General features: G+C 68.0%; 13 protein-coding genes. 11 read left to right on the forward strand and 2 right to left on the reverse strand.

Annotation, left to right across the window (positions count from 1 at the left end):
* The first annotated feature begins 240 nt into the window (after nt 1–240).
* From rpoB to F9278_RS30555, 11 genes are all read left to right on the forward strand, one after another.
* On the forward strand, nt 241–3,726 hold the full coding sequence (gene rpoB, locus F9278_RS30505; protein WP_046913802.1) for a DNA-directed RNA polymerase subunit beta: 3,486 nt from the start codon (nt 241–243) through the stop codon (nt 3,724–3,726).
* A gap of 103 nt (nt 3,727–3,829) precedes the next feature.
* Complete coding sequence (locus F9278_RS30510; RefSeq protein ID WP_152171180.1) at nt 3,830–7,729, forward strand: DNA-directed RNA polymerase subunit beta'; 3,900 nt, start codon at nt 3,830–3,832, stop codon at nt 7,727–7,729.
* 202 nt (nt 7,730–7,931) lie between these two features.
* Nucleotides 7,932–8,456, forward strand: coding sequence for a DUF1707 and DUF4190 domain-containing protein (locus F9278_RS30515; protein WP_193242049.1), 525 nt, complete (start codon nt 7,932–7,934; stop codon nt 8,454–8,456).
* Nucleotides 8,457–8,893: 437 nt separating this feature from the next.
* Entirely contained in the window at nt 8,894–9,265 is a 372-nt protein-coding gene (rpsL, locus tag F9278_RS30520; RefSeq protein ID WP_003948652.1) for a 30S ribosomal protein S12, read from the forward strand.
* Nucleotides 9,266–9,267: 2 nt separating this feature from the next.
* The gene (gene rpsG, locus F9278_RS30525) at nt 9,268–9,738 is read left to right on the forward strand and encodes a 30S ribosomal protein S7 (protein ID WP_005481264.1); all 471 of its coding nucleotides are present in this window, start codon (nt 9,268–9,270) and stop codon (nt 9,736–9,738) included.
* 39 nt (nt 9,739–9,777) lie between these two features.
* A complete protein-coding gene (gene fusA / locus F9278_RS30530) occupies nt 9,778–11,904 on the forward strand; it encodes an elongation factor G (RefSeq protein WP_152171181.1) in 2,127 nt (708 codons plus the stop codon).
* Between the two features lie 155 nt (nt 11,905–12,059).
* Complete coding sequence (tuf, locus tag F9278_RS30535; RefSeq protein WP_037694088.1) at nt 12,060–13,253, forward strand: elongation factor Tu; 1,194 nt, start codon at nt 12,060–12,062, stop codon at nt 13,251–13,253.
* 212 nt (nt 13,254–13,465) lie between these two features.
* The gene (locus F9278_RS30540; protein ID WP_152174224.1) at nt 13,466–14,017 is read left to right on the forward strand and encodes an RNA polymerase sigma factor; all 552 of its coding nucleotides are present in this window, start codon (nt 13,466–13,468) and stop codon (nt 14,015–14,017) included.
* Nucleotides 14,014–14,610, forward strand: a complete 597-nt coding sequence (locus F9278_RS30545; RefSeq protein WP_152171182.1) for a hypothetical protein — start codon at nt 14,014–14,016, stop codon at nt 14,608–14,610. The genes F9278_RS30540 and F9278_RS30545 overlap by 4 nt, the downstream gene beginning before the upstream one ends.
* Nucleotides 14,611–14,764: 154 nt before the next feature.
* A complete protein-coding gene (locus tag F9278_RS30550) occupies nt 14,765–17,917 on the forward strand; it encodes a glycosyl hydrolase 115 family protein (RefSeq protein WP_152171183.1) in 3,153 nt (1,050 codons plus the stop codon).
* 34 nt (nt 17,918–17,951) lie between these two features.
* Nucleotides 17,952–19,070: an endo-1,4-beta-xylanase gene (locus tag F9278_RS30555; protein ID WP_193241704.1), complete on the forward strand. Its 1,119-nt coding sequence runs from the start codon at nt 17,952–17,954 to the stop codon at nt 19,068–19,070.
* Here the strand turns inward: F9278_RS30555 and F9278_RS30560 are convergent.
* Together F9278_RS30560 and F9278_RS30565 are read right to left on the reverse strand one after the other, a co-directional pair.
* Nucleotides 19,064–19,804 (reverse strand): hypothetical protein, encoded by a 741-nt coding sequence (locus F9278_RS30560; protein WP_152171185.1) that lies wholly within the window; start codon nt 19,802–19,804, stop codon nt 19,064–19,066. The two genes, F9278_RS30555 and F9278_RS30560, sit on opposite strands and share 7 nt — an antisense overlap.
* Nucleotides 19,805–19,893: 89 nt before the next feature.
* On the reverse strand, nt 19,894–20,847 hold the full coding sequence (locus F9278_RS30565) for a helix-turn-helix domain-containing protein (RefSeq protein WP_152171186.1): 954 nt from the start codon (nt 20,845–20,847) through the stop codon (nt 19,894–19,896).
* Between the last annotated feature and the right edge of the window lie 127 nt (nt 20,848–20,974).

Raw genomic sequence — 20,974 nt, forward strand, 5'->3', positions numbered from 1 at the left:
AACGAGGGTCTCAAAAAACCCGCACTGGACATCAGTGTGCCAAGTGGCTACACTGACCCTTTGCGCTGCCTGTTAGCTGTCCCCTGCCCGTCACCAGGGGCATGCCCTCGCTTGAGCATCGACGAACAGACCATTTCTGACCTGGCCTTATCCGTCAGTTCAGGAACCGCCTGCTCTCTTTGCGCAGGATGAGGGGCCGGTACGCGCGTAGTGAGTCCGAGCCCTCGGAAGGACCCCCTCTTGGCCGCCTCGCGCAACGCCTCGACCTCGAATACGAACCCAGCCGCCAGCACTGCCCCGCTGCGCATCTCTTTCGCAAAGATCAAGGAGCCGCTCGAGGTTCCCAACCTGCTCGCGCTGCAGACCGAGAGCTTCGACTGGCTGCTCGGCAACACCGCCTGGCAGAGTCGGGTCGAGGAGGCTCTGGAGAACGGACAGGACGTCCCCACCAAGTCCGGTCTGGAGGAGATCTTCGAGGAGATCTCCCCGATCGAGGACTTCTCCGGGTCGATGTCGCTGACCTTCCGCGACCACCGCTTCGAGCCGCCGAAGAACAGCATCGACGAGTGCAAGGACCGCGACTTCACTTACGCGGCCCCGCTCTTCGTCACCGCCGAGTTCACCAACAACGAGACCGGCGAGATCAAGTCCCAGACGGTCTTCATGGGCGACTTCCCGCTCATGACCCACAAGGGCACCTTCGTCATCAACGGCACCGAGCGCGTCGTCGTGTCGCAGCTGGTCCGTTCCCCCGGTGTCTACTTCGACTCCTCCATCGACAAGACGTCCGACAAGGACATCTTCTCCGCCAAGATCATCCCCTCCCGGGGTGCCTGGCTGGAGATGGAGATCGACAAGCGCGACATGGTCGGTGTGCGCATCGACCGCAAGCGCAAGCAGTCCGTGACCGTCCTCCTCAAGGCCCTCGGCTGGACCACCGAGCAGATCCTGGAGGAGTTCGGCGAGTACGAGTCCATGCGCGCCACCCTGGAGAAGGACCACACCCAGGGGCAGGACGACGCGCTGCTCGACATCTACCGCAAGCTGCGTCCGGGCGAGCCCCCCACGCGTGAGGCCGCGCAGACGCTTCTGGAGAACCTGTACTTCAACCCGAAGCGCTACGACCTCGCGAAGGTCGGCCGCTACAAGGTCAACAAGAAGCTGGGTGCGGAGGCTCCGCTCGACGCGGGCGTCCTGACCGTCGAGGACGTCATCTCGACGATCAAGTACCTGGTGAAGCTGCACGCGGGCGAGACCGAGACGGCCGCGGACAACGGCCAGACGATCGTCGTCGAGACCGACGACATCGACCACTTCGGCAACCGTCGTCTGCGCAGCGTCGGCGAGCTCATCCAGAACCAGGTCCGTACGGGTCTGGCGCGTATGGAGCGAGTCGTCCGCGAGCGGATGACGACCCAGGACGTCGAGGCGATCACGCCGCAGACCCTGATCAACATCCGGCCGGTCGTCGCCTCCATCAAGGAGTTCTTCGGCACCAGCCAGCTGTCGCAGTTCATGGACCAGAACAACCCGCTGTCGGGTCTGACGCACAAGCGTCGTCTCTCGGCGCTGGGTCCCGGTGGTCTGTCTCGTGAGCGGGCCGGCTTCGAGGTCCGTGACGTGCACCCCTCGCACTACGGCCGTATGTGTCCGATCGAGACCCCCGAAGGCCCGAACATCGGTCTGATCGGTTCGCTCGCCTCCTACGGGCGCGTCAACGCGTTCGGTTTCGTGGAGACGCCCTACCGCCGGGTCACCGACGGTGTCGTCACCGACGAGGTCGACTACCTGACGGCCGACGAAGAGGACCGATTCGTCATCGCGCAGGCCAACGCCACGCTCGACGACGACATGCGCTTCACCGAGAACCGCGTCCTGGTCCGCCGTCGTGGCGGCGAGGTCGACTACGTCCCCGGTGACGACGTCGACTACATGGACGTCTCGCCGCGCCAGATGGTGTCGGTCGCGACCGCCATGATCCCCTTCCTGGAGCACGACGACGCCAACCGTGCCCTCATGGGCGCGAACATGATGCGTCAGGCCGTGCCGCTCATCAAGAGCGAGGCCCCGCTCGTCGGCACCGGCATGGAGTACCGCTCCGCCGTCGACGCCGGCGACGTGGTCAAGGCCGAGAAGGCGGGTGTGGTCCAGGAGGTCTCCGCGGACTACATCACCACCACCAACGACGACGGCACGTACATCACGTACCGCCTGGCCAAGTTCGCCCGCTCCAACCAGGGCACCTCGGTCAACCAGAAGGTCATCGTCAACGAGGGCGACCGGATCATCGAGGGCCAGGTCCTGGCCGACGGTCCGGCCACCGAGAACGGCGAGATGGCCCTGGGCAAGAACCTGCTCGTGGCGTTCATGCCGTGGGAGGGTCACAACTACGAGGACGCGATCATCCTGTCGCAGCGCCTCGTACAGGACGACGTCCTCTCCTCGATCCACATCGAGGAGCACGAGGTCGACGCCCGTGACACCAAGCTCGGCCCCGAGGAGATCACCCGGGACATCCCGAACGTCTCCGAGGAGGTCCTCGCCGACCTCGACGAGCGCGGCATCATCCGGATCGGTGCCGAGGTCGTCGCCGGTGACATCCTCGTCGGCAAGGTCACGCCCAAGGGTGAGACCGAGCTGACGCCGGAGGAGCGCCTGCTGCGCGCGATCTTCGGTGAGAAGGCCCGTGAGGTCCGTGACACATCGCTGAAGGTCCCGCACGGCGAGATCGGCAAGGTCATCGGCGTCCGCGTCTTCGACCGCGAAGAGGGCGACGAGCTGCCGCCCGGCGTCAACCAGCTGGTCCGTGTCTATGTCGCCCAGAAGCGCAAGATCACGGACGGTGACAAGCTCGCCGGCCGGCACGGCAACAAGGGTGTCATCTCGAAGATCCTGCCGATCGAGGACATGCCGTTCCTGGAGGACGGCACCCCGGTCGACATCATCCTCAACCCGCTCGGTGTGCCGTCCCGCATGAACCCGGGACAGGTCCTGGAGATCCACCTCGGCTGGCTCGCCAGTCGCGGCTGGGACGTCTCCGGTCTCGGCGACGACTGGGCGAAGCGTCTGCAGGTCATCGGCGCCGACTCCGTCGCCCCCGGAACCAACGTCGCGACCCCGGTCTTCGACGGTGCCCGCGAGGACGAACTGGCCGGTCTGCTCCAGCACACCATCCCGAACCGCGACGGCGAGCGCATGGTGCAGCCGACCGGCAAGGCGAGGATGTTCGACGGCCGCTCCGGTGAGCCGTTCCCGGACCCGATCTCGATCGGGTACATGTACATCCTCAAGCTCCACCACCTGGTCGACGACAAGCTGCACGCCCGGTCGACCGGTCCGTACTCGATGATCACCCAGCAGCCGCTGGGTGGTAAGGCCCAGTTCGGTGGCCAGCGCTTCGGTGAGATGGAGGTGTGGGCGCTGGAGGCTTACGGCGCCGCGTACGCCCTCCAGGAGCTGCTGACCATCAAGTCCGACGACGTGACCGGCCGCGTGAAGGTCTACGAGGCCATCGTCAAGGGCGAGAACATTCCCGAGCCCGGCATCCCCGAGTCCTTCAAGGTCCTCATCAAGGAGATGCAGTCCCTGTGCCTCAACGTGGAGGTGCTGTCCTCGGACGGCATGTCCATCGAGATGCGCGACACCGACGAGGACGTCTTCCGCGCTGCGGAGGAGCTTGGCATCGACCTGTCCCGGCGCGAGCCGAGCAGCGTCGAAGAGGTCTGACGGGAGTGCGGAGGCCTTCACCGCGAGAAGCATGAAGGCCTCCGGCCCCAGGACCCCCGTATCAGACCCCATGACTTACAACCCTGAGAGGGATTGACGCATAGTGCTCGACGTCAACTTCTTCGACGAGCTCCGGATCGGTCTGGCCACCGCTGACGACATCCGTCAGTGGAGCCACGGCGAGGTCAAGAAGCCCGAGACGATCAACTACCGCACGCTCAAGCCCGAAAAGGACGGACTCTTCTGCGAGAAGATCTTCGGTCCGACCCGGGACTGGGAGTGCTACTGCGGCAAGTACAAGCGTGTCCGCTTCAAGGGCATCATCTGTGAGCGCTGTGGCGTCGAGGTCACTCGCGCCAAGGTGCGCCGTGAGCGGATGGGCCACATCGAGCTGGCCGCTCCCGTCACCCACATCTGGTACTTCAAGGGCGTTCCGTCGCGGCTGGGCTACCTGCTCGACCTCGCCCCGAAGGACCTGGAGAAGGTCATCTACTTCGCGGCGTACATGATCACGTACGTCGACGAGGAGCGCCGCACCCGTGACCTGCCCTCCCTGGAGGCGCATGTCTCCGTGGAGCGTCAGCAGGTCGAGAACCGGCGGGACGCCGACCTCGAAGCCCGCGCCAAGAAGCTCGAGACCGACCTGGCCGAGCTGGAGGCCGAGGGCGCCAAGGCCGATGTGCGCCGCAAGGTGCGCGAAGGCGCCGAGCGGGAGATGAAGCAGCTGCGCGACCGTACGCAGCGCGAGATCGACCGCCTCGACGAGGTGTGGACCCGCTTCAAGAACCTCAAGGTCCAGGACCTCGAAGGTGACGAGCTGCTCTACCGCGAGCTGCGGGACCGCTTCGGCACGTACTTCGACGGTTCGATGGGTGCCGCGGCGCTGCAGAAGCGCCTGGAGTCCTTCGACCTCGACGAGGAGGCCGAGCGCCTCCGCGAGATCATCCGCACCGGCAAGGGCCAGAAGAAGACCCGTGCGCTCAAGCGCCTCAAGGTCGTCTCCGCGTTCCTGCAGACCAGCAACAGCCCCAAGGGCATGGTGCTCGACTGCGTGCCGGTCATCCCGCCGGACCTTCGTCCGATGGTGCAGCTGGACGGTGGCCGCTTCGCGACCTCCGACCTGAACGACCTGTACCGCCGTGTGATCAACCGGAACAACCGACTGAAGCGGCTTCTCGACCTCGGCGCGCCCGAGATCATCGTGAACAACGAGAAGCGCATGCTCCAGGAGGCCGTCGACGCGCTGTTCGACAACGGCCGTCGTGGTCGCCCGGTCACCGGCCCGGGTAACCGCCCGCTGAAGTCCCTGAGCGACATGCTCAAGGGCAAGCAGGGGCGATTCCGTCAGAACCTGCTCGGCAAGCGTGTGGACTACTCCGCGCGTTCCGTGATCGTCGTCGGTCCGCAGCTCAAGCTGCACCAGTGCGGTCTGCCGAAGGCGATGGCGCTGGAGCTGTTCAAGCCGTTCGTGATGAAGCGGCTCGTGGACCTCAACCACGCGCAGAACATCAAGAGCGCGAAGAGGATGGTCGAGCGCGGCCGTACCGTCGTGTACGACGTCCTCGAAGAGGTCATCGCCGAGCACCCGGTGCTGCTGAACCGTGCGCCCACCCTGCACCGCCTCGGCATCCAGGCCTTCGAGCCGCAGCTGGTCGAGGGCAAGGCCATCCAGATCCACCCGCTCGTCTGCACCGCGTTCAACGCGGACTTCGACGGTGACCAGATGGCCGTGCACCTGCCGCTCTCCGCGGAGGCGCAGGCCGAGGCCCGCATCCTGATGCTGTCCTCGAACAACATCCTGAAGCCCGCCGACGGCCGTCCGGTGACGATGCCGACCCAGGACATGGTCCTCGGTCTGTTCTTCCTCACCACCGACGGCGAACTGCGTGACGTCAAGGGCGAGGGGCGTTCGTTCGCCTCCACGGCCGAGGCGATCATGGCGTTCGACGCCGGCGAGCTGGCGCTGCAGTCCGCGGTGGACATCCGCTTCCCGGTGGGCACCATCCCGCCGCGCGGCTGGACCCCGCCGGAGCGCGAGGAGGGCGAGCCCGAGTGGCAGCAGGGGGACTCGTTCCGTCTGCGCACCACCCTGGGCCGCGCGCTCTTCAACGAACTGCTGCCCGAGGACTACCCGTTCGTCGACTACTCGGTGGGCAAGAAGCAGCTCTCCGAGATCGTCAACGACCTGGCCGAGCGCTACCCCAAGGTCATCGTGGCGGCGACGCTCGACAACCTGAAGGCCGCCGGCTTCTTCTGGGCGACCCGTTCCGGTGTCACCGTGGCCATCTCCGACGTCGTCGTTCCCGAGGCGAAGAAGGAGATCGTCCGCGGGTACGAGGCGCAGGACGAGAAGGTCCAGAAGCAGTACGAGCGCGGTCTGATCACCAAGGAAGAGCGCACGCAGGAGCTCATCGCGATCTGGACCAAGGCGACCAACGAGGTCGCCGAGGCGATGAACGCGAACTTCCCGAAGACGAACCCCATCTTCATGATGGTCGACTCCGGCGCCCGCGGAAACATGATGCAGATGCGTCAGATCGCCGGTATGCGTGGTCTGGTGTCGAACGCCAAGAACGAGACGATCCCGCGTCCCATCAAGGCCAGCTTCCGAGAAGGCCTGTCCGTTCTTGAGTACTTCATCTCCACGCACGGTGCCCGTAAGGGTCTGGCGGACACCGCCCTGCGTACCGCCGACTCGGGTTACCTGACCCGTCGTCTGGTGGACGTCTCGCAGGACGTCATCATCCGCGAGGAGGACTGCGGCACCGAGCGCGGTCTGAAGCTGCGGATCGCCTCGAAGGACGAGGCCGGCATCCTGCGCAAGGCCGAGGACGTCGAGACCAGCGTCTACGCCCGGATGCTCGCCGAGGACGTCGTCATCGACGGCAAGGTGATCGCGCCGGCCAACGTGGACCTGGGCGACGTGCTCATCGACCAGCTCGTGCACCACGGTGTCGAGGAGGTCAAGACCCGCTCGATCCTGACCTGTGAGTCCAAGGTCGGTACGTGTGCCATGTGCTACGGCCGCTCCCTGGCCACCGGCAAGCTGGTCGACATCGGTGAGGCGGTCGGCATCATCGCCGCCCAGTCCATCGGTGAGCCCGGTACCCAGCTGACGATGCGTACCTTCCACACCGGTGGTGTGGCCGGTGACGACATCACGCAGGGTCTGCCGCGTGTCGTCGAGCTCTTCGAGGCCCGTACGCCGAAGGGTGTCGCCCCGATCTCCGAGGCGGCCGGTCGCGTCCGCATCGAGGAGACCGAGAAGACCAAGAAGATCGTCATCACGCCGGACGACGGCAGCGACGAGACGGCGTTCCCGATCTCGAAGCGCGCCCGTCTGCTGGTGAGCGAGGGCGAGCACGTCGAGGTGGGCCAGAAGCTCACCGTGGGTGCCACCAACCCGCACGACGTGCTGCGCATCCTGGGTCAGCGTGCCGTCCAGGTCCACCTGGTCGGCGAGGTCCAGAAGGTCTACAACTCGCAGGGTGTGTCGATCCACGACAAGCACATCGAGATCATCATCCGGCAGATGCTCCGCCGCGTGACGATCATCGAGTCCGGCGACGCCGAGCTGCTGCCCGGTGAGCTGGTCGAGCGCTCGAAGTTCGAGACCGAGAACCGTCGTGTGGTCCAGGAGGGCGGTCACCCGGCCTCCGGTCGTCCGCAGCTGATGGGTATCACCAAGGCCTCGCTGGCGACGGAATCCTGGCTGTCGGCCGCCTCCTTCCAGGAGACGACCCGAGTCCTGACGGACGCGGCGATCAACGCCAAGTCCGACAGCCTCATCGGCCTCAAGGAGAACGTCATCATCGGTAAGCTCATCCCGGCCGGTACGGGTCTGTCCCGCTACCGCAACATCCGGGTGGAGCCCACCGAGGAGGCCAAGGCCGCGATGTACTCGGCCGTCGGCTACGACGACATCGACTACTCGCCGTTCGGCACGGGCTCCGGCCAGGCCGTTCCGCTGGAGGACTACGACTACGGGCCGTACAACCAGTAGTAGTTGTCTCTGGTAGCAGTCGCTTGTGAAGGGCGGTCACCTCGCTTCGCGCGGGGTGGCCGCCCTTCGGCGTGGGCGCGCGGTAGCAGAACCGCAACAGAACCGGTGCGGGAACCGGTGCTGTGGGTTGTGCGTTGGAGCATCATGGAGGAACAACCAGTCCGGGGGAGTGTTTCTCGTGTCGAACCCGTCGTGGCAGCCGATGCCGTGGCAGCAGCAGGCGCAGGGCAGTAGTCCTTCGCTGCTCGCCGCCCATGCCGACCGTGAGCGTGCCGTCGATGTCCTCAAGGCGGGCTTCAGCGAGGGCCGCCTTCCGCAGGACGAGTACGAGCGGCGCGTCGAGCGGGCCTACAAGGCGCGCACAGTGGGGGAGTTGTCCCTGCTGGTCGCCGACCTTCCGCAGGGCCCCTCGGGGATGCAGCCGACCGCCATGATGGGCGCCCCGGTGCCCAGGACGTTCATGCCGGCGCCGCTGCCGCCGCCCGCCACCAACGGCAAGGCCGTGGGCTCCATGGTGTGCGGCGTCCTCACCACCATGACGATGGGGCTCACCGGCATTCCGGCCGTGATCCTCGGTCACACAGCCCGCGCCGAGATCAAGCGCACGGGCGAGGGCGGTGACGGTTTCGCGCTGGCCGGGATCATCCTCGGCTGGCTCTCCGTGGCCGGCTGGGCCTTCTTCCTCGCCCTCATCATCCTCCTGGAGATGTCCGCGAGCGGTGTCTGACGGCCTGGCGGCGCCCAGGAACACCCCGGGGTGCCCCCAGGGGGTGCGGGGAACCCGTTGGGCCGGGAGGCGGCTGACAGGGGCCAGGAGGCCGGGAGGCGGCGCCCAGGAGCCAGGGAGTCGGTGGGGGGCGCGGCGGGGCGTGGAGGCGTGTTCGGGTGGGATTCCGCCGTGTGGGCGCCCCGTGGCTAAACCCCCGCCCGCCCATTTGTTTTGACCGTAGCGAATGAGGTAGGTACGCTCAGACCTTGTGCCTGGGGTGTGCCCTGGCTCTCGTGCGTGCCTTCAACCGCACAGGGGGAGCCGTAAGCGGCCACCGTACTCTGCGCCCTTTCTGCCTTGCGGCGGGAGTCTGCAGTTTCGACACACCCGACCGCGTGGGTCGGCGAATGTTTCAGGTTAGCTTCACCATTCGGCACACAGAAACCGGAGAAGTAGTGCCTACGATCCAGCAGCTGGTCCGGAAGGGCCGGCAGGACAAGGTCGAGAAGAACAAGACGCCCGCACTCGAGGGTTCGCCCCAGCGTCGCGGCGTCTGCACGCGTGTGTTCACGACCACCCCGAAGAAGCCGAACTCGGCCCTGCGTAAGGTCGCGCGTGTGCGTCTGACCAGCGGGATCGAGGTCACCGCTTACATTCCGGGTGAGGGACACAACCTGCAGGAGCACTCCATCGTGCTCGTGCGCGGCGGCCGTGTGAAGGACCTGCCCGGTGTTCGCTACAAGATCATCCGCGGTTCGCTCGACACCCAGGGTGTCAAGAACCGCAAGCAGGCCCGCAGCCGCTACGGCGCCAAGAAGGAGAAGTAGAAATGCCTCGTAAGGGCCCCGCCCCGAAGCGCCCGGTCATCATCGACCCGGTCTACGGTTCTCCTCTTGTCACGTCGCTCATCAACAAGGTGCTGCTGAACGGCAAGCGCTCCACCGCCGAGCGCATCGTGTACGGCGCCATGGAGGGCCTGCGCGAGAAGACCAGCAACGACCCGGTCATCACGCTGAAGCGCGCGCTGGAGAACATCAAGCCGACCCTCGAGGTCAAGTCCCGCCGTGTCGGTGGTGCGACGTACCAGGTTCCGATCGAGGTCAAGCCCGGTCGTGCCAACACGCTCGCGCTGCGCTGGCTGGTCGGTTACTCCCGCGCCCGTCGCGAGAAGACCATGACCGAGCGTCTGCTCAACGAGCTTCTCGACGCCTCCAACGGCCTCGGTGCCGCTGTGAAGAAGCGCGAGGACACCCACAAGATGGCCGAGTCCAACAAGGCCTTCGCGCACTACCGCTGGTAGTCGCTACCCCCATCGAGACCGAGAGAAGACCGAAGCCTTATGGCTACCACTTCACTTGACCTGGCCAAGGTCCGCAATATCGGGATCATGGCCCACATCGACGCGGGCAAGACGACCACCACCGAGCGGATCCTCTTCTACACCGGCGTCAGCTACAAGATCGGTGAGGTCCACGACGGCGCCGCCACCATGGACTGGATGGAGCAGGAGCAGGAGCGTGGCATCACGATCACCTCTGCTGCCACCACCTGTCACTGGCCGCTCGAGGACGACGACTACACCATCAACATCATCGACACCCCCGGGCACGTCGACTTCACGGTCGAGGTGGAGCGTTCGCTCCGCGTCCTCGACGGTGCCGTCACGGTGTTCGACGGTGTCGCCGGTGTCGAGCCGCAGTCCGAGACGGTGTGGCGTCAGGCCGACCGCTACGGCGTGCCGCGCATCTGCTTCGTGAACAAGCTGGACCGTACCGGCGCCGAGTTCCACCGCTGTGTGGACATGATCTCGAACCGCCTGGGTGCCGTCCCGCTCGTCATGCAGCTGCCGATCGGCGCCGAGATGGACTTCAAGGGCGTTGTGGACCTGGTCCGCATGAAGGCGCTCGTGTGGTCCGCCGAGGCCGCCAAGGGCGAGATGTACGACGTCGTCGACATCCCGGCCACGCACACCGAGGCCGCCGAGGAGTACCGCGGCAAGCTGGTCGAGGCCGTCGCGGAGAACGACGACGAGATCATGGAGCTGTTCCTGGAGGGCCAGGAGCCCACCGAGGAGCAGCTGTACGCCGCGATCCGTCGCATCACCATCGCGACCGGCAAGTCCGACGGCATCACGGTCACCCCCGTGTTCTGTGGCACCGCGTTCAAGAACAAGGGCGTCCAGCCCCTGCTCGACGCGGTCGTGCGCTACCTCCCCACGCCGCTTGACGTCGAGGCCATCGAGGGCCACGCCGTCAACGACCCGGAGGAGGTCGTCAAGCGCAAGCCGTCCGACGACGAGCCGCTGTCCGCGCTGGCGTTCAAGATCATGAGCGACCCGCACCTCGGCAAGCTCACCTTCGTCCGGGTCTACTCGGGCCGCCTGGAGTCCGGCACCGCCGTGCTGAACTCCGTCAAGGGCAAGAAGGAGCGCATCGGCAAGATCTACCGTATGCACGCGAACAAGCGTGAGGAGATCGAGTCGGTGGGCGCCGGCGACATCATCGCCGTGATGGGTCTGAAGCAGACCACGACCGGTGAGACGCTGTGCGACGACAAGCAGCCGGTGATCCTGGAGTCCATGGACTTCCCGGCGCCGGTCATCCAGGTCGCCATCGAGCCCAAGTCCAAGGGTGACCAGGAGAAGCTGGGTGTCGCCATCCAGCGTCTCGCGGAGGAGGACCCCTCCTTCCAGGTCCACTCGGACGAGGAGACCGGCCAGACCATCATCGGTGGTATGGGCGAGCTGCACCTCGAGGTGCTGGTCGACCGTATGCGCCGTGAGTTCAAGGTCGAGGCCAACGTCGGCAAGCCGCAGGTCGCCTACCGCGAGACGATCCGCAAGGCCGTCGAGCGCGTCGACTACACGCACAAGAAGCAGACTGGTGGTACCGGCCAGTTCGCCAAGGTGCAGATCGCGATCGAGCCGATCGAGGGCGGCGACGCCTCGTACGAGTTCGTGAACAAGGTCACCGGTGGCCGTATCCCGAAGGAGTACATCCCTTCGGTGGACGCCGGTGCGCAGGAGGCCATGCAGTTCGGCATCCTCGCGGGCTACGAGATGACGGGCGTCCGCGTCACGCTCATCGACGGTGGCTACCACGAGGTCGACTCCTCCGAGCTCGCCTTCAAGATCGCCGGTTCGCAGGCCTTCAAGGAGGCCGCGCGCAAGGCGTCCCCCGTGCTTCTTGAGCCGATGATGGCCGTCGAGGTCACCACGCCCGAGGACTACATGGGTGAGGTCATCGGCGACATCAACTCCCGCCGTGGTCAGATCCAGGCCATGGAGGAGCGGGCCGGTGCCCGCGTCGTGAAGGGCCTCGTGCCCCTCTCGGAGATGTTCGGCTACGTCGGAGACCTCCGCAGCAAGACCTCGGGTCGCGCAAGCTACTCGATGCAGTTCGACTCCTACGCCGAGGTTCCGCGGAACGTCGCCGAGGAGATCATCGCGAAGGCCAAGGGCGAGTAACGCACCCCGTTCGCACGCTTTAGGCTTGACTCCGGAGCCTGGTGGGGTAAACAGCCACAAACACGGTTGTTTGCCCTGGGGCCCGGACTTTCCAGCAAAGATCACCTGGCGCCGATGAAGCAAGGCGTTCAGAACCACTCCACAGGAGGACCCCAGTGGCGAAGGCGAAGTTCGAGCGGACTAAGCCGCACGTCAACATCGGCACCATCGGTCACATCGACCACGGTAAGACGACCCTCACGGCCGCCATTACCAAGGTGCTGCACGACGCGTTCCCGGACCTGAACGAGGCCTCGGCGTTCGACCAGATCGACAAGGCTCCCGAGGAGCGCCAGCGCGGTATCACGATCTCGATCGCGCACGTCGAGTACCAGACGGAGACCCGTCACTACGCCCACGTCGACTGCCCCGGTCACGCGGACTACATCAAGAACATGATCACGGGTGCGGCGCAGATGGACGGCGCCATCCTCGTCGTCGCCGCCACCGACGGCCCGATGCCGCAGACCAAGGAGCACGTGCTCCTGGCCCGCCAGGTCGGCGTTCCTTACATCGTCGTCGCCCTGAACAAGGCCGACATGGTGGACGACGAGGAGATCCTGGAGCTCGTCGAGCTCGAGGTCCGTGAGCTGCTCTCCGAGTACGAGTTCCCGGGCGACGACCTGCCGGTCGTCAAGGTCTCGGCGCTCAAGGCCCTTGAGGGCGACAAGGAGTGGGGCCAGTCCGTCCTCGACCTGATGAAGGCCGTCGACGAGAACATCCCGCAGCCCGAGCGTGACGTCGACAAGCCGTTCCTGATGCCGATCGAGGACGTCTTCACGATCACCGGTCGTGGCACCGTCGTCACCGGTCGTATCGAGCGTGGTGTCCTCAAGGTCAACGAGACCGTCGACATCGTCGGTATCAAGCAGGACAAGACCACCACCACGGTCACCGGCATCGAGATGTTCCGCAAGCTGCTCGACGAGGGCCAGGCCGGTGAGAACGTCGGTCTGCTCCTCCGTGGCATCAAGCGCGAGGACGTCGAGCGCGGCCAGGTCATCATCAAGCCCGGTTCGGTCACGCCGCACACCGAGTTCGAGGCCCAGGCCTACATCCTGTCCAAGGACGAGGGTGGCCGCCACACGCCGTTCTTCAACAACTACCGCCCGCAGTTCTACTTCCGTACGACGGACGTGACCGGCGTGGTGACCCTCCCCGAGGGCACCGAGATGGTCATGCCCGGCGACAACACGGAGATGAAGGTTGAGCTCATTCAGCCCATCGCCATGGAAGAGGGCCTGAAGTTCGCCATCCGTGAGGGTGGCCGGACCGTGGGCGCCGGCCAGGTCATCAAGATCACCAAGTGATCCTGGCCCGCGAGGGCTGACCCGGCAGGTCTCTGGAGAGGCCCGTACGACTTCGGTCGTACGGGCCTCTTCCGCTTTCCGTAACGTCCTGCCCGTGCTTTCCCGTAACGTCCTGCCCGCCCCGGTCCAAGTACAGGTGACAGCACGACCGACCACGGGAGGTACTCACCTTGGCACCGGACAGCAGAGGCCGGGGCGGTCCACCGGGGGAGATGTACGACCCGGCGGCCTTCGAGGTCTTCTATCGCCGCCATGTCGACACCGTCACCCGTTTCATGGCCCGGCGGGTCACCGATCCGCACACCGTCGCCGATCTCACCGCCGAGACCTTCCTCGCGGTGATCGACTCCGCTCGCGCGTACCGGCCCGACCTCGGCAGCGAGACGGCCTGGCTGTACGGCATCGCGCGCAATGTGGTGGCGGCGGAGGCCCGCAGGAGCGCGCGTCAGCAGGTGCTGGGCAGCCGTATCGCCGGTCGGCGGCTGCTGGAGGGCGACGACATCGCCCGGCTGGAGGAGAAGCTCGACGCGGAGGCGGCCGGGCGGCGGGCGCTGGCCGCGCTGGACGGGCTGCCAGAGGGGGAGCGCGCGGTGGTGGAACTCGTCGCCGTCGACCAGTTGAGCGTCACCGAGGCCGCCGCGGCGCTGGGGATACGCAAGGTCACAGCGCGTGTACGGCTCCACCGGGCGCGTCGGACGCTGCGCTCGGCGGCGGTGGGCAGTGATCATCCGGCAGGACTGAGCTACGCAGGGGGAGAGGCATGACCACGAGGACGACGAAGACCTTCGAGGACCGGCTGCTGGACGAGCTCCAGCGGGAGATCGCACTGCGGGCCGCGGACGTGCCCGAGCCCGTGATCCGCCGCACGATCACGACCCGGCGGGCGCTCGTCGCCCTCGCGGCGTGTGTCGCGGCGGCGGGGGTGGTGGTGGCGCTGCCGTCGTCGACGGGTGGGGCGCCGGCGTTCGCGGTGGAGCGGAACGGGGACGGCAGCGTCAGGGTCAGCATGGGGGAGATCGTCCTGGGCGGGGACGACAAGCGGGAGCTGGCGGAGCGTCTGCGGGCCGAGGGCGTCCATGTCAGCGTCGACAAGCCCAGGAGCGGCTTCGTCTGTGCGCAGCCCCGGGGCGAGATGTACCCGCTGCGTTGGACGGACGGGTCGAGCGGCGACGTCATCGTGGACTACACGTACGTCCTGCGCCCCGGCGACACCCTGGTCTTCGAGGATCCGGAGCCGGTCAAGGGCTCGGTCAGCCCCGCCGGGAGCTCATACGCGGTCAAGGGAAAGGCGAAGCCCTGCAAGGAAGTGCCCTGGGACGGCAGCGGCGCCCGTAGGGACTCGTTCGAGGAGAAGTAGGCCGAGCGGCCCGTACGGCGAAGACCGTGCGGGCCCTCGGGCTTCAGGCGGCAGGCTCCGAAACTATTCGGCGCGTACGACCCGTTGTCCCCTCGCGGCGCTCCCCCCACCATTTGTCATGCCGCTGACCAAATACCGGGTGGAGGGGTTCGGCATGTCTGGGTACGTCAGCCGTAGGGGTGTGCTCGGGGCGGGGATCGGTGCGGTGCCGGTGTTGTCGATGGGGGTCGGGGGCGCGTGGGCCGAGGGCGGCGGTGGGGCTCCTCGGGTGACGGATCCCGGGGCGTATCTGTCCTTCTCGCCCGTGGCGGGCGGGTTTTCGCTGGTCGGGGTGCCGGTGGTGGTCGGCCCCCAGGATCACCCCGGAGTCGTACGGGTCGCCGGGGATCTGCGGGACGACATCGAGCGGGTGACGGGGGTGCGGCCGGGGAGCGGGATGGCGGCCGAGGTCGTGTTGGTGGGGACGATCGGGCGGAGTCCGTTGATCGACGGGCTGATCGCCGCCGGCAAACTGGACGTCGACGGGGTGCGGGGGAAGTGGGAGACCTCGTTGCAGACGGTCGTGGAGCGGCCGATGCCCGGGGTGGAGCGGGCCTTCGTCGTCGCGGGCAGCGATCCGCGCGGGACGATCTTCGGGGCGTACGACGTCTCGTACGGCCTCGGTGTCTCGCCCTGGTACTGGTGGGACGATGCGCCGCCGGTCCGGCGGGACGCGGTGTACGTGCGGCCCGGCCGCTTCAGCCAGGGGACGCCTGCCGTGCGGTACCGGGGGATCTTCATCAACGACGAGAACCCGGCGCTCGGGACGTGGGCGCCGGCGTACTTCGGGCCCGGGAAGGCGCCGGGGCATCCCGGGGGCTTCACCGCGGACTTCTGGGCGAAGGTGTTCGAGGTCCTGCTGCGGCTGAAAGGGAACTACGTCTGGCCGGCGGTGTGGGGGCGGGCCTTCGCCGAGGACGATCCCGAGAACCACGCGCGGGCCAAGGAGTACGGAATTGTCATGGGCACGTCTCACGAGGCGCCCATGATGCGGGGGATCGAGGAGTGGAACCGGCACGCGGTGCCGGCGGTCAGGGACGCGTCCGGGAATGTCGTGACCCCTGGGCGCGACCCCTACGGGGGCACCGGCGAGTGGTCGTACCGCCGCAACGCCGAGGCCGTCCGGGCCTATTGGCGGGACGGCGTCCGGCGGATGGTGGAGCAGGACTTCGAGGGTGTCGTCACGCTCGGGATGCGGGGGAACGGCGACACGAGCCTTCCCGACGGCGACGGCATCGAGCTGATGCGGGAGATCATCGCGGCGCAGCGCCGGATCATCGAGGAGGAGACGGGGCGGCCGGCGTCCGAGACCCCGCAGGTGTGGACCCTCTACAAGGAGGTCCAGCGCTACTGGGACCGGGGGCTGCGGGCGCCGGACGATGTCACGGTGGTCCTCACGGACGACAACTGGGGGAACATCCGTAAGCATCCGGACCCGGGGGAGCCCGTACGACCTGGGGGCTACGGGTTGTACTACCACTTCGACTACGTCGGGGTCGGGCGCAACTACAAGTGGGTCGACACGGCGAACCTCGTGAATCTGTGGGAGCAACTGCACGAGGCGGACGCGTACGGGAACCACGGGCTGTGGGTGGTGAACGTCGGCGATCTGAAGGGGAACGAGCTGCCGACCGAGTTCTTTCTGAACTTCGCCTGGAATCCGGGACGTTGGGGGCTGGAGGACCTCGGGGAGTGGGAGCGGCGGTTCGCGCGGCAGAACTTCGGGGAGGCCGTCGCCGGGGAGATCGCCGAGGTGCTGAGCGCGTACGGGCAGTTGCAGGCGCGCCGGAAGCCCGAGCTGCTGAACCGGCGGATCACGGTGGCCGAGGGCGCGGGGGAGGCCGTTCCCGAGGCCGTCCCCGAGGCCGCCCCTGAGATCGTCTACGACGATCAGGAGACGCCCTTCTACTTCGGCCACCGGGAGCTGGGGCGGGTCACCGAGGAGTGGCGGGCGCTGGCGAAGCGGGCCGAGCGGGTGGCGAGACGGCTTCCGGCCGGGGTCCAGGACGCCTGGTTCGAGCTGGTCGGGTACGCGGTGCTGGCGACGGCGAACCTGTACGGGCTGCGGGAGGCGGAGTTCGAGAACCTGCTGTACGCCGGGCAGGGGCGGGCCGCGACCAACGGCCGGGCGGAGGCCGCCGAGGCCGGGCTCGCACGGGACTTCGCGTTGGCCGATCGCTTCAACTCCGAGGTGGCGGGCGGGAAATGGCGGGGCTTCCAGACCCAGCCGCACATCGGGTACGGCGATGTCGAGCGCTACGGGCCGAACGCCGGGTGGCAGCAGCCGGAGAAGGACCATGTGGCCCTCCCGGACGAGATCTTCCCCAAGGTGCGGCGGATCGAGGTCCCGGAGGCGGCGGGGCTGGGGGTCGCGGTCGACGGGGCGGACGACGCGGGGGAGTGGTGGCCCGGATCGGTGAGGGAAGCCGTTCTGCCGGTGTTCAGCCCGTATCAGACGCGGCCCCAGCAGTACGTGGAGATCTTCAACCGGGGGCGTACGCCCTTCTCGTACCGGATCGAGTCGTCGGCGCCGTGGCTGGTGGTCGAGCGGTCGCGGGGGCGGGTCGAGGAGCAGGTGCGGGTGGGGGTCCGGGTGGACTGGGGGCGGGTGCCGGCGGGCCGGGCTTCGGGCTCGTTGACGGTGACCGGGGCCGGGGCCTCGGTGACGGTGAAGGCCGTCGCGGAGAAGCCGTCGGCGCGGGTGGCGCGGGGGCTGCGCGGGTTCGTCGAGGCGGGCGGGTACGTGGCGATCGACGCGGAGCACTACACGCGGGCGGTGGGGTCGCCCGACGGGCGCGTGCGCTGGCGCCGGATCGAGCGCATCGGGCGTACCGGCGCGGGGGTGACCCCGTGGCCGGTGACGGCGGCCCGGCGGACACCGGGTGGAGCGGGGCCGCGCCTGGAGTACGAGGTCGGCGTGGTGTCGGCCGTGGACGAGGTGACGGTCTGGGCGTATCTCTCGCCGCGGAACCCGGCGCTCGCGACGGGTGGACTGCGGTACGCGGTGTCCTTCGGTGACGGGGAGCCGCGGGTGGTCGACATCCATGCCGCCACCGGGGCCGACGACGGCCTCATGAACAAGCAGTGGGCGCGCAACACCTCGGACAACGTGAACGTGACGGCGACCCGGCACGCGGTCGCCGGGCCCGGGGTCCACCGGCTGACGTTCTGGATGGTCGACCCGACGGTGGTGCTGCAACGGCTGGTGATCGACATGGGTGGGTTGACGCCGACGTATCTGGGGCCGCTGGAGAGCCGGCGGACATGACAGGGAGAGGGCGACAGGGGTGACGGTGACGTACATGAACCGCTTTCGTAGGCCCGTGCTGGCGCTGGTCGCCGGGGCGTTGCTGTGCACCGGGGTGGCTGCGCAGCCGGCCTCGGCGCAGGGGCAGTCCGGGTCGTCCGGGCCGACCTTGAGACAGTTCGCCGACCGGGCGGACCTACGCATCGGCACGGCTGTGGACATGGCCGCGCTGGCCGAGGACCGGACGTATCGCAGGACTGTGGGCCGTGAGTTCGACTCGGTGACGGCCGAGAACGTCATGAAGTGGGAGTCGGTGGAGCCGCGGCGCGGTGTCCACGACTGGAAGGCGGCCGACGACCTGGTGCGTCACGCGCGCGCCCACGGTCAGGTCGTGCGCGGGCACACCCTCGTCTGGCACAGCCAGCTGCCGGGCTGGCTGACGGCCGGGGTGGCGGACGGGTCGATCGGCCCGGCCGAGCTGCGCGGGATTCTCCGGAAGCACATCACCACCGAGGTGAAGCGGTACAAGGGGCGGATCCAGCAGTGGGACGTGGTGAACGAGGTCTTCGAGGAGGACGGCAGCCTGCGGAACTCGCTCTGGCTGCGGGAGCTGGGGCCGTCGTACATCGAGGACGCCTTCCGCTGGGCGCACGCCGCCGACCCCAAGGCGAAGCTCTTCCTCAACGACTACAACGTGGAGGGCGTCAACCCGAAGTCCACGGCGTACTACGAACTGGCGAAGCGGTTGCGCGCGGAGGGCGTACCGGTGCACGGGTTCGGCGCGCAGGGGCATCTCGCGATCCAGTACGGCTTCCCGGGGCAGGTCGCGGAGAACCTCGCCCGGTTCGAGGCGCTGGGGATGCGGACGGCGTTCACGGAGGTGGACGTGCGGATGATCCTGCCGACCGATTCCGACAAGCTCGCGACCCAGGCGTCGTACTTCCGGAGGCTGCTGGACGCGTGCCTCGGGGCGCGGAGCTGCACGTCGTTCACGGTGTGGGGGTTCACGGACCGGTACTCGTGGGTGCCCGGGGTGTTCGCGGGGCAGGGGGCGGCGACGCCGATGGACGAGGAGTACGGGCGGAAGGCGGCGTACGGGGCGTTGCGGGAGGGGCTGGCGGAGGGGCGGCCGGACGGCCGTCAGTCGGGCGTCGGGTCGGGCGTCCGTCAGTAGCGGCTTCTGAAGAGGGCGCGGTCGCCGATGAACTGGCCGGTCATGGCCGCGCCGGCGAGGCGGTCGGCGAAGCGGTCGTAGGCCGCGTACTCGTCGGTGGTGAGCGTGGTGAGCGTGGTGAGCGTGGTGACGGGCTGGGCGCCCCCGGGGACATGGTCGGTGGTGAGGGTGGTGGTCAGGGTCTCGACGTCCTCGTCGGGGGTGAGGGTGAGGACCGCGACGGTCCGGTCGACCGTGCCGAGGTATTCGCCGGGGCTCGCCACGCTCTCGATGTCCGCAGAGCCGTCGGGGTGGTGGGTGACGAGGAGTGAGGGGTTGGCCTTCGCGCCGACGCGCAGGGCGCGTCGGACGCGCTTGAGGGCGCGCAGGTCGTCTTCGGCCACGGTGACGGGGTGGAGGGGGATGAGCGGGGTGCCGTCCGGGGCGCGCAGTGGGCTGCGGCGGGTCGGGTCGGCGGTGGGGTCCTTGAGCGAGCGGCGGCTGCGCAGGGCGGGCGGGAACGCGCGGTGGATGTTGCCCCAGGCGTCGAGGGACTTCGGCGCGTCCAGGCCGGTGAGGTTCTCCAGCCCCGGCGGGTAGGCGGGCGCGATGTGCTCGCCCACGCCGTTCTCCCGGGCGACCCAGGCCGCGTGGTAGGGGGCGAGGAGGAGGTCGTTGGTCATATAGAAGTCGTGCAGCCACTGGGGGTCTTGGGGGATGAGGCGGACTGTGGTGGTCGTGCGTCCGGGGTCCATGGAAGGTGCCTCTCGGTGGCGTCGCGGCCTCGATCGACGGGCCGATATCGTCAATTCGACGAGAGGATATCGTCAGATCGACGTAATGCCTATCGGGTTTCCGCTCGGAAGCCGCGCGCCGCCGCCTCCCGGCAGTCGCGGCAGCGGCTTCCCCTCGGGCCACGGAAACCGCGTTCGCACCCGTCGCAGTTCGTGACCTCGTACTGCGCGAGTGGTGGTGGCGCCGGGGCCCGGAACGGCGGCAGGGGTGGCAGCTGGGCCGTGAGCCGGTGGGCCAGGAAGGCGGCCGGGCGGCGGAGGGGCTCGTTCGGGAGGTCACCGGTCAGTGCGTGCCGTACGGCGGTGGGGGTGAGGTCGCGCTCCAGCCAGGCGGCCACGCCCGGGGCGAGGTGCGCGGTGTCGCAGGCCGAGAGAAGCAGGCGGGGGTCCGTGCGGCGCAGGTCGGCGAGGAGGTCGGTGGCGGTCTGGAGGAGGGTGGGGGAGCGGAGGGCGGGTTGGGGGACTGCGGGGAGGGGCTTGCGGGGTGGCTTTTGCTCCGGGTTCTTCCGGGGCGCGTGCGCCGGGCGTACGGGCTCGTCCTCGACGTGGCTGTGGCTGTGGTCGTGGTCGTGGTCGTGGTCGTGGTCGTGGCTACGGCTGTGGCCGGGCTGGTTGCAGGAGGTCGTACGGGTGATGATTCGGCCGCCGGGGACGCGTACGCGCTCCCGGCGCAGATAGCCCTGCTCCTCCAACTCGCGCAGCGCGGCGGCGATCCGGGTCGCGCCTTCCTTGAAACGGGCCGTGAGGGTCTTGATGTCGACGCGAGCGCCCTTGGGCAGCGACTGGATGTGCGTCGCCAGTCCGATCGCGAGGAGCGACAGCTCCGGGTGCTGGGCGAGGTGGTTGCCGATCACCGTGAAGCGGGCGGTGTGGCGGGTGTGGTCGTGGACCAGGCCGCCGCCGGGGCCGGACCGGCTCTGCCGGTTCGGGGGCTGGTTCGGGGGCTTGTTGTCGGCAAGCCGGGTGTGAGCGCGCGAGGGCGCGCTAGGGTGCTGGGTATCCATCGGGAAGGGTTTCGCTTCCTTGGTGGTCAGGCCCTCGCACTGGGATTGCAGGTCCCGGCGGGGGCCGACGTATGTCTGCGGCTGTGGTTGCGGCTGTGGTCGTGGTGCCTGTGCTGCCGCGCTGAGC

It is taken from the genome of Streptomyces phaeolivaceus, assembly GCF_009184865.1.
Classification (GTDB): domain Bacteria; phylum Actinomycetota; class Actinomycetes; order Streptomycetales; family Streptomycetaceae; genus Streptomyces; species Streptomyces phaeolivaceus.